The organism is uncultured Eudoraea sp. (genome assembly GCF_947258525.1).
Lineage (GTDB): Bacteria > Bacteroidota > Bacteroidia > Flavobacteriales > Flavobacteriaceae > Eudoraea.
In genome coordinates this window covers 1-10,526 of sequence record NZ_CAMYIP010000188.1, presented here as the reverse complement: position 1 = coordinate 10,526, position 10,526 = coordinate 1, and the positions used below count along the sequence as shown (strand labels likewise).

Sequence of the window (10,526 nt, the reverse complement as noted above, 5' to 3'; positions counted from 1 at the left end):
AGCCACTCCCCAAGGCCCATTTCATGCGAAGCCATGAAATGAATCCAGTCCTTTTTTCAGACTGTGCTAGCGCCGTGCGATGCTTGGCATTATCTGGCTCTCTTTGTAAAGCCACTCCCCAAGGCCCATTTCATGCGAAGCCATGAAATGAATCCAGTCCTTTTTTCAGACTGAGCAAACGCCATACAAAGCTTATGCCATCTGGTTTTCTTTGTAAAGCTCTCCCGATAGCTATCGGGACCGCTTTCGATCCACTGAAGTTTTAACGGAAGTGGAGAGGAAGCAATCCAGACCTTTATTCTAATCCTAAATCTCAATAGTTGTACTTAATAAATGCTCCTTTCTTTGTAAAGCCACCCCCAAGGCCCATTTCGTTGCTCAGCAACGAAATGAATCCAGTCCTCACTCCGGCATATTAAAAAATCTTTGGAATATCATTAAACCCCATCTCTTCCATCAATTCCTCCCAACGGGGATCTTTGTAAAGGGGTTGAAAGGGAGGCTCGACTTTTAGCCAGAAAAGTTCCACTTCCTTATCCTCAATGGCCTTATCCAGCCACTGAAAGGTGGATTCGTGATCGCCGGTCTGAGCGTTCACCATGGCCAAATGAAAAGCTGGACTGCCGATCGGTGAAGTGGCGGCCTGCTCTTTGAGTTCTTCCATCAGGGATTCATATACTTGCTGGTTGCCTAGTTTATAATGAGCTGCTGCAAGGTAGCCCAGTATTCGGGCGGGCCTCGAATTCGGAACCTGGGTAAAATAAGATTCGCCGCTATTGATCACTTTCTGATACTTACCCAGTGCATAAAATACACGTACGGCCGTTCCCTGAATAACGCCATTGGTAAACTTGTTCATGGCTTCTTCAAAGGTTTTGATCGCTGCATCGTGTCTACCGGTAAAATACTCGGCCAGGCCCTTCGCTGTCCAGGAACTTGGCTCATAAGGTGATTCCCTCATACCAGCCATTGCCCACTGGTAATGTTTTTCAGGATTATCCCCTAATGCGGGTAAAAAGAGGTTCCCAGAGCCTCTCTTTGCTGGAGTTAACTCCACTCCTTTTAAATAAAGTGCATATGCCTCAAGATCCTGTTCATACCAGATTTTATTGATAGCCAGGTGAATGTAGGGCATGCCATAAGAAGGCTCTTTTTGAATGACGAATTCATATAATGAATTTGCTTTTTCGATATCTTTCTCAAAATCATCTTTTAAATCTCCGTCCCAAGTATACTGAGATGATATGTGATATCCCAATGCATCATAAGCTGCGAAGAATAAAGAATCCAGTTTAATCGCCTGCTCGAGGTAGTCCCTTACAATAGTCGGTTCTGCCCCAATGACTTTACTTCCTTCATACTTTGCTTTTTGGTATAGATCCCAGGCTTCTGTACTTGATGTTCGTTCAGTAGCCGGTACACTTATCTCTGATAAATTGAACTCATAATTGAGTTCACGCCCAACGGAGGAGGCTACTTCATCAATAATTTCATTAATAGATGCCATGTCCTCGTCAAAATTTTTAGACCAAAGTTGGGAAAAATCATCACTGGAAATTAAGGTCACTATGATTCTGATTCGATTTCCAATTCGTATTACACTTCCCTCCAGGTAATGTGTCAACTCGAGGTTTTCAGCAATGCTTACAGGTGTGGAATTAGTGCTCTCCAAATAGGCAACCGAGGGTCGTGCGATCACCCGGAGTCCATTAATATTTTTCAGAGAATTATTGATAACATCTACCAATGCGGAAGCGAGCCATTCGTGGTCCGCTGCGGGACTGTTGTCCTTAAAGGGCATAACGGCAATGGATTTTATGGTGGAATCTGCCGTTGCCTTCGTGCTGGCTGATTCAGCATTGTTAGTCTGAGAACGCCCAAACTGATTGTAAAGCAAGATTATTACCGCAAGAGACAAAAATCCTATGATCACCCTGTTAAGACGACGACCCTTGAACTGAGAAGGGGCCGTGGAATCTGGTAGCTCATCTGTTTTTTTAAGCCCCTCAGGCGTCACATCATAGACCCAGGAAAAAACTAAATTGACTGGAAACCCCAGTGCAAGAAGAATGATCAATGCCTTCAGTAAAAAGGGGGGCGCATCAAAGGCAGGCAGGACGGCCGAGGCCACCTGTATTAACACCCATGCTACGGCCACGTAGGCCACGGCAGCTTTGAATACCTTCCGCCTTTTGAGTTCCTGAAAGTACTTTTTAAAATCCATGCTGACCTCAAGATACTAAAATCTGAAAGCTTGCCCTGTTCTATCCGTCATAAATTTGTCTGTTATTCTATTTGCATTATAGCCTGTACATAAACTTTATAAGATAAACCAGCTCTAGCATTGCAAGATTAATGGTTCATGTATAATAAAGATGGGGGTGCAACCAAAAAAACATACTCGCAGGGGTCAATTTAGAGGGGGTACCTTTTGGATGTGCAATAGACTCAATTCCTAATTTCACTGAACCCGGAAAATGTCAAAGTTTTACAATATGTGTATTGACTCACAAAATTTATTCAGCGAAATCATCTTAAAAAAACAACCAGTCCATACTACAAAGAAAGCCACTACCAAGGCCCATTTCATGCGAAGCAATGAAATGAATCCAGTCCTTTATTGTAATCCTAAATCTCAATAGTTGTACTTAATATATGCTCCTTTATTTGTAAAGCAATCAACAAACGTTGGTGTTATTTTTTATCGGTTTCATTCCAAAAACGGAATATAAAGATGTATTTTACGTGCAAGTAAACAATTCAAATATATTCATACTAAATCGATATGAAAATCAAATCACTTACTATTTGCATGCTTGTACTCTCTGCACTGTCATGCGGAAATAACTCTGAAAAATCAGAGGCAAGTCCTCTTGAAAATAAGAACAATGACAAATTTGATTTAGAAGCTGCAACAAAAATTGTGGAACAACGAAGCAAAGAATTTGAAGATGCATTAAAAATTGGAGATTCTATTGCTGTTGGAGACATTTACACTTTAGACACAAAGATAATTGGCGCTTATTCTGGCAGAAATAATATTGTCAAAGAAGTATACGAGATGACAAGAGACAGTATAACTGGAATAAAATTCAGAATAATTAATTTGTGGGGTGATGAAAATATCATTATCGAAGATGCATACGTTGAGTTTTTTCATAGCAATGGTACACCAATGAATAAAGGTGAGTGCCTATTAGTTTGGAAAAAAGAAAAAGATAAGTGGAGGATTTTCCGAGATGTCTATAAACCAGAAAAAAAATAAAAAAGCAGTTCACTGCAATGTATAAAAGCAATTATGCCCTCCCGATAGCTTCTCCTTAGTAATACTATGGAGAAGGAGCTATCGGGACCAAAAACCAATACTCCTAGACTAAATCTTTAAATTTGAATAATCTTAAAAATGTTAAAATATGAGAAGTTCAATAATTCTTTTTTTTGTGCTGATTCTTGTTTCCTGCAATGAAAAGAGTCACAAAGAAGACCCAGAATTTTCAAATTCCCAAACCATCAATATTCAGGCGGAATTGGCGTCAATAGAAAAAACACGCCAGACATTCATGAAAGCCGTCAAAGAAGGTGATGGTGAAACTATGGGTAAAATCGCGACTTCAGACATTAAGATCATTTCACCCGGAAGCAGCGATTGGATGGAAATGTACAAGGAAAGTAAAAACCAAGGTCCTTTCCCCTATGACAGTATTATCATGTCCCCTATAGAAACAATAATTGCATCAGACAGTATTGCATATGACCTTGGTGTTAGTCGTGTATATTATACGAATAGTGAAGGAAATGTGGTTGAATTGAAAGACAGCTTTTTAGCCATCTTAAAAAAAGGTGAGGATGGTACCTGGAGACTTCATCGGGAGGTAGCGTCATCAAATGTTACTGATTGATATTCCTTAAATCAAATAAAAAACTTACCATCAATAGAAAAAACCTCCCATATAGATGAAATTCCATATGGGAAGGTTATTTATCAATTTTGTCGCCTTTTTGCTGGTTAGCAGAAAAAGTCTATCTATTGGGTTGGGTCACACTACCTTCTGCACGAAATTCTGCCACCCCTGTTTCTGTATTGAAGAAACCTGTTGTGGAGATAGTACCTGTTGCACCTTCGAATTTACCAAAGCCTTCGACCACCTCATAGCTGCCAGAGGCAGGCCCCTCTAAAGATATATTGGAAACCCCTAGAATACGAATGCCGTCGCCCTTTTTATTCTTAAAGGTAATATTTAGGGTAACGGACAGGATACCCGCCTGGAGATCCAGGTTACAAGCCTCTGCAGTCAAAGGGGAATTCATGTCATCGAGGATACCAAGATGAGTGGCATTACCTTCTACCTTGTTTATTTTTGCTGCAACCAAAGGTTCCGTTGTCCCGGGAAAGTTATCTCCAGAACATACAATAGGAACTTGCGCAGAAGGGCTGGAGATGAAGTTCCCCTTAAAAGGAACAGTTTTCATTTCTTCAGACTTTTTAAGGGATGCTTTCATATAAAGTGCATCCTCACCTACTTCATCTTTCTCACATCCAATTGTTGCAAATAAGATTACGAAACCAGTTAAAAATAATTTTACATTTCTCATGATAAAGGGATTTAAAAGTTTTATATCTTCAAATCTATTTACCCGTGAAATAAAATGAAATGATGTAGGTCATTTCTGACCAATTTTACTAAATTGAATTAAGATCACAAACGGAATAGTGCATACATGAGGCCGTTTTACACAATTACTCACTACTATGGCATTTAAAAAAGAGACAAAGGACAATGAAATCTATGTTTACATGAATGGTAAACTCATTTACAAAAAGTGGTTAGATACTGGCGCATCTAAAGTTTTTGATCTGCAGGCCTACGACAAGTTTACTTTAAAGTCGATTAAGGACAGTGAATAACAGTCTACAACAATAGCCATAATAAATAACAGAAAATGAAAATTGCAGTTACAGCAGCAAGCGGACAATTAGGTTCTTCAATTGTAAAAAGACTAAAAAAAGAGATTGGCAAAGAGAACGTGATTGGGATTGTTAGGACACCGGAAAAAGCTTCTCACCTGGGAATTGAAGTTAGAAAGGGGAATTACAATAGCCGTGAGGATTTTATTTTAGCTTTAAAAGGAATTGATTCGGTCTTGTTAATTTCAGGAATGGACGATCCAGAAAAGAGAATCCAACAACATAGAAACGTAATTGAAGCAGCCATCCAGAATGGTGTGCGGAAAATAGTGTATACAAGCATTATTGGTGATGAAGAAGAAACTTCATTTAGCCCAATAGTAAAAAGTAATCGTCAGACTGAAAAGGATGTTAAAGAATCAGGATTGAAGTGGGTTATTGGGAGAAATGGAATTTACATTGAACCTGACCTTGAGTATATCGATATTTATGTAAAAGAAGGTGAGATTAGAAATTGTGCGGATGAAGGAAAATGTGGCTATACCAGCAGAGAAGAATTAGGTTTTGCTTATACACAAATGCTGTTGAACGACAAGAATAACGGGCATACATACAATTTAGTAGGCGAACCAATAACACAGACACAATTAACTGAACTTATCAACCAGGTGTTTAATACAAACCTGACATATAACTCAGTACCGGTTGACATTTATGAAAAGGAGAGAAGAGCGGAGTTAGGTAATTTCATAGGAGCCGTAATTGCAGGCATTTATAATGGAATAAAAATTGGCGTTTACGATGTCCCATCTGATTTTGAAAAAGCTACGGGAAGAGTTCATAAATCACCCTTAGCAATGATTAAAGCATTTAAAAAATAATGAAGCTGGTTCCAAAAATATAACTGCAATTAAAATGGATTCGAGTACATCCCAATCCACACACTATGTAAGGCGTAGCAGGTTAGAATTACCAACGTCTATACTTAAAAATTAGTAACTCAAAACCCGAACTGCACTTATACGATACCATTATGCTCAAATAAAACAAGGAAATGAATTTAGAAGAAAATCAACCTTTTCGCAACCAAATTGGAAAGCAATTGCAAACAAATTGGCTATTTAAATTAGGTGAAATCTTCTTGTTATTTTTTATAGTCGTAGCTTTTGTTGCCCTAATATTACCTCTAGTTGGCGATAATCTTATTCTAAAGCAATTAATAGTATGGGCGGCAAATATTATGATGTTAATTTTTGTGTGGGCAGGTATGAGGCTTCGTGGTGAAAAATGGAGTGACTTTGGATTGACTTTCAAATCCATTTCCGTTAGCGAGGCCATGAAAGTTTTCCTACTCTCTGTTTTAGTTATGGTTTTAGCCATAGTGGGGTTTGTTATTGGGTCTATTATTATGGCCAATATTACAGGTATCCCGGAAGGCTCAAACCTGGGCGGATATGATTACTTAAACGATAATATAGGAATGCTTCTTTTGACTTTAGGAGGTGTCTATATTGCCTCTTCTTTTGGAGAGGAAGTCATTTATAGAGCTTTCCTGATAAACAGAATCTCAGAACTTGGACAAAATACCAAAAAAGCAACCATTGTTGCCATAATTCTTAGTTCAATTATATTTGGGCTTATTCATTATGACTGGGGACCAATGGGAATAGTTCAAACAGGATTCATGGGTTTAGTGTTGGGTATCTGTTATATTAAACTAAAAAAAAGACTTTGGGTCTTGATATTAGCCCATGCTTATATGGATACCATCCTTATGGTACAGTTGTATCTGGCAAGCAACTAAAACTAAAACCAGTGAAATAAATCAAGACATAACAATTTATAAAAATAATAACCGGTATAACAGTAAATTTAAGGTTTGTCGAGAGGTACAACTTTCGTGTAGTTTGAGAGGAATGAAGCCAGCAATGGGTTATTAATCTTATATTAACCGTCGTACTTTAATACCGAACGCTCCCCTCAAACAAAACTTAACTATAAAAAAAATGGAGCAAAAAGAACTATCAGAATTAACAGATCTGGAGTTGTTGGATGAAGCAAGAAAAAAGAAATCAACCTCCATAAAATATGCCCTTTTAATTGGATTTCTGATTGGAATTGTAATTTACAGTGTTGCGAAAAACAGTTTAGGATTTTTTACACTAATCCCTTTGTTTTTTTGCATACAAATTGATTAAGAATTCAAAATATGACGACAAGGAATTAGAAAATATTTTAAAAGAGCGAAATTTGAAATAAGTAATGAGGGAAAGTTGTCAAAACTGCGATGACATTATTTAAGAAATTCAACAATTCTGTGAAATTAGAATCGATTGGAATGGACTATTTCTGAACTGGATAAAATTAAAATCTTAAAATGAGATTCGCCCATACGAACATTGTCAGCACTAATTGGAAAGCACTTGCAGATTTCTATATAAAAACTTTCAATTGCAAAATTGTTCCTCCTATTAGAAATCAATCCGGAGAATGGCTTGATAAAGGAACTGGCTTAAAAAATGCCAAATTGGCAGGCGCACATTTATTACTTCCGGGATACGGAGAAAACGGACCAACCCTTGAGATTTACCAATACGAAAATATTGAAAATCATAAATTTATACCCCCAAACAAAAGAGGTTATGGGCATATAGCTTTTGAGGTTGAAAATGTAGAAACAATTCTTGAAATTTTGGTAAAAAATGGGGGAAGCGTATTTGGTGAAATCACGAAAAGAAAAGTTGAAGGAGTTGGAGAAATTAATTTTGTATATTCGAGAGACCCTGAAGGGAATTTGATTGAATTGCAGAGTTGGAAATAAAACATTGTACAATACTGGCTATCAACAATAAAACCAGAATTATGATGAGAAACATTTTAAAACTAATTGCCTTCTTTTTTTCTATTGTATTATTTATTTCCTGTGGGAGATCGGACGAAATTAAATTGTTTAATGGGGAATCGCTTGAAGGCTGGGAAGGATCAAATACTATTTTCAGAGTGGAAGAGGGAGCCATAGTTGGTGGTAACCTAAAAAAACCAATTGATGAAAGTTACTACCTGTGTACGGAACAGAAGTATGAAAATTTTGAATTGAAATTATCCGCTAAATTTATATCGAACGACATAAATACCAATGGAGGAATAAGCTTCAGAGCTAAACGCGTACCCAATTCTAATGAAGTAATGGGCTATCAGGCCGACATAGGATATATTGATGCCGGTGCAATTCCTCAATTTTCTGATTTTACACCGAAAGATACAACGGGCCTTTATCCTCTTTGGGGTAGTCTGGTCGATGAGAACAGGCCCGATACTTCACGATACCCCAGGCCAGATATCTTCCCTGTCATAATTTATAAAGTAGCTGACAAAGAACTCATTGAGGAAATTATTGATCCGCTGGAATGGAATGAGATTAATATTACGGCCAATGGCCCGGATATTGAAATTAAAATCAATGGTGTTACAACAGCAAAATACACCGAGAAAGATGATGTGCCAACAAGCGGTTATATATGCCTGCAGGCGCATTCAGGGGGCCCCTTTGAAATTTGGTATAAAAACATTGTGCTAAATCAATTAGAACCATAATTAAAAGCCAGGAACCATATATTAACCATTGGAAGGCTCATACACAAGACCGTTAGGTTCCAATTAAAACCAGCATTATGAATCGTAAAATTGTCATCTCACTTTTTTGTGATGCTTGAATATGCTGTGTAAAAGCACAAAATCTAAATACTACAAAAAAGTATAACTCAAAATGCCATCAGATTCTCCAAAAATCTCGGTAATTGAAAAATAATCCATTATATTCACAAATTGAAATGACCCTGAGCTTCGGCTCACTAAGAAAAGAAACCCTATACGGGCAACTGAATACCTAACCAAACCCTAAGCAAAATGAGTGATCAACAACAGGAATCCACACACATTGAAAGTTACAATTTACCTAAAGTCATCTTTTTGGCATTCGTTGCCGCGATAGGTGGATTTTTGTTTGGATTTGACAGCGGAGTAATAAATGGTACCGTAGATGCCTTACAGGTCGCATTTAACTCCGATGCCACGGGCACAGGGTTTAACGTTGCCTCAGTACTCCTGGGCTGTGTTGTGGGTGCTTTTTTCGCCGGTACATTGGCAGACAGGTTCGGAAGAAAACCAATGCAAGGTTCCGTGGAGTTCGTTATTTATAGATTAATTGGTGGGTTGGCGGTAGGTGCAGCCAGTATATTGGCCCCACTCTATATCAGTGAAATTGCCCCTTCAAAAATCAGAGGCCGTCTGGCCACTTTACAACAACTCATGATTGTAATTGGTCTTTTTGTGGCATTTATGAGTAATTACTCACTTGTAGGGCTTTCCGGTGGTGCTGAAGAGGAGCTTTGGTTGGGATTTCAAACATGGTCATGGATGTTCTGGGCGGAAATACTACCGGCAGCTATATTCGTAATTGTGTTGCTTTTCATCCCTGAATCGCCAAGGTATTTAGTGGCATCAAACCGATCTGAAAAAGCGCTTAAAGTACTTTCTACAATTAGCAATGTGGAAGAAGCCACAGTAAAGGTGGCGGATATAAAATCTACGGTAAGAGAGGATAGCCGCCCCAAACTCGGCGACATCATCAGTAAATATACCGGCAAAATTCATCCATTAGTTTGGGTGGGTATCGGGATTGCGATACTTCAACAGTTTACGGGTATTAATGTAATTTTTTATTATGGCGCCACACTCTGGCAAGCCGCAGGTTTTGCAGAGGCCGATGCCTTACTTACCAATGTCATTAGCGGAAGTGTTAATATTTTATTCACTATTGTGGCCATAGTTCTGATCGATAAGGTTGGCAGAAAACCTTTATTATTAGTAGGTTCTATCGGGCAGGCGGTAATGCTGGGAGTACTTGCCTATCTTTTCGGAATGGCAACCGTAGATAGTGCAAATAATCTTATTCTGGAAGGAAATAATGGCACCTATGCATTACTAGCTGCCAATGCTTACATTGCGTTTTTTGCAGCCTCATGGGGTCCGGTAATGTGGGTTATGTTAGGTGAAATGTTTCCGAATCAATACAGAGGAGCAGCGCTGGCCGTTTGCGGAATAGCCCAGTGGGGGTCCAACTTTACTATAACCATGACCTTCCCTATTATGCTGAACTATTTAGGACTCGGTGTTTCCTATGGCGTCTATGCAGTCTTTGGCGTAGTGGCATATTTCTTTGTCAAGTCGTTTGTTAAAGAAACCAAAGGTCGAAGTTTGGAAGACATGTCTCGTGAACAAGAAGCAGAGGAAAGAAAGCACGCCGCACAAATGGGGCAATGAAATAAACAATTCCTACTATAAACCTTTTCTTTACTGAAGTATTTCAGTAAGGATTTAGAACGGATAGATTTCAATATTGGCAGTATAGAGAGCGTTGGTGATGTTGAAGGAATTTCTATAAGCTTTCATGCCTATTTCATTCAGAAAGCCGTAAGCAAGCAGCTGGTATTGGCTGGCAAAAACGGACCCAAAAATGTACAAAACACGCTGAAATGGATTTTGCACTCACCGTTGTGCTAAATTTTGTTTGGATCCTTGTGACTAACTAAATAAACTGAGAAATAATGGGAAAGATAAA

Annotated in this window: 11 protein-coding genes; 9 read left to right on the top strand and 2 right to left on the bottom strand. The window is 38.5% G+C overall.

Annotated elements, in window-relative coordinates:
- Positions 1–415 precede the first annotated feature (415 nt).
- Positions 416–2,224, bottom strand: coding sequence for a hypothetical protein (locus Q0X89_RS13890; RefSeq protein WP_297695194.1), 1,809 nt, complete (start codon positions 2,222–2,224; stop codon positions 416–418).
- A 561-nt stretch (positions 2,225–2,785) separates the two neighbouring features.
- Here Q0X89_RS13890 and Q0X89_RS13885 point away from each other — a divergent pair.
- Both Q0X89_RS13885 and Q0X89_RS13880 read left to right on the top strand, forming a co-directional pair.
- Complete coding sequence (locus tag Q0X89_RS13885) at positions 2,786–3,265, top strand: hypothetical protein (protein ID WP_297695192.1); 480 nt, start codon at positions 2,786–2,788, stop codon at positions 3,263–3,265.
- A gap of 148 nt (positions 3,266–3,413) precedes the next feature.
- On the top strand, positions 3,414–3,899 hold the full coding sequence (locus tag Q0X89_RS13880) for a DUF4440 domain-containing protein (RefSeq protein WP_297695190.1): 486 nt from the start codon (positions 3,414–3,416) through the stop codon (positions 3,897–3,899).
- A 121-nt stretch (positions 3,900–4,020) separates the two neighbouring features.
- Here Q0X89_RS13880 and Q0X89_RS13875 read toward each other — a convergent pair whose 3' ends face one another.
- Complete coding sequence (locus Q0X89_RS13875; protein ID WP_297695188.1) at positions 4,021–4,593, bottom strand: hypothetical protein; 573 nt, start codon at positions 4,591–4,593, stop codon at positions 4,021–4,023.
- A 157-nt stretch (positions 4,594–4,750) separates the two neighbouring features.
- On the opposite strand from Q0X89_RS13875, the gene Q0X89_RS13870 reads away from it, so the two are divergent.
- From Q0X89_RS13870 to Q0X89_RS13840, 7 genes are all read left to right on the top strand, one after another.
- Positions 4,751–4,906 (top strand): hypothetical protein, encoded by a 156-nt coding sequence (locus Q0X89_RS13870; RefSeq protein ID WP_297695186.1) that lies wholly within the window; start codon positions 4,751–4,753, stop codon positions 4,904–4,906.
- Between the two features lie 35 nt (positions 4,907–4,941).
- Positions 4,942–5,787, top strand: coding sequence for an SDR family oxidoreductase (locus Q0X89_RS13865; protein WP_297695184.1), 846 nt, complete (start codon positions 4,942–4,944; stop codon positions 5,785–5,787).
- A gap of 173 nt (positions 5,788–5,960) precedes the next feature.
- Positions 5,961–6,710, top strand: coding sequence for a type II CAAX endopeptidase family protein (locus tag Q0X89_RS13860; RefSeq protein ID WP_297695182.1), 750 nt, complete (start codon positions 5,961–5,963; stop codon positions 6,708–6,710).
- Between the two features lie 202 nt (positions 6,711–6,912).
- On the top strand, positions 6,913–7,104 hold the full coding sequence (locus tag Q0X89_RS13855; protein ID WP_297695180.1) for a hypothetical protein: 192 nt from the start codon (positions 6,913–6,915) through the stop codon (positions 7,102–7,104).
- Positions 7,105–7,283: 179 nt separating this feature from the next.
- Positions 7,284–7,727 (top strand): VOC family protein, encoded by a 444-nt coding sequence (locus Q0X89_RS13850; protein WP_297695179.1) that lies wholly within the window; start codon positions 7,284–7,286, stop codon positions 7,725–7,727.
- Between the two features lie 41 nt (positions 7,728–7,768).
- Positions 7,769–8,500, top strand: a complete 732-nt coding sequence (locus Q0X89_RS13845) for a DUF1080 domain-containing protein (RefSeq protein ID WP_297695177.1) — start codon at positions 7,769–7,771, stop codon at positions 8,498–8,500.
- Between the two features lie 312 nt (positions 8,501–8,812).
- Positions 8,813–10,228: a sugar porter family MFS transporter gene (locus Q0X89_RS13840; RefSeq protein ID WP_297695175.1), complete on the top strand. Its 1,416-nt coding sequence runs from the start codon at positions 8,813–8,815 to the stop codon at positions 10,226–10,228.
- Positions 10,229–10,526: the final 298 nt, after the last annotated feature.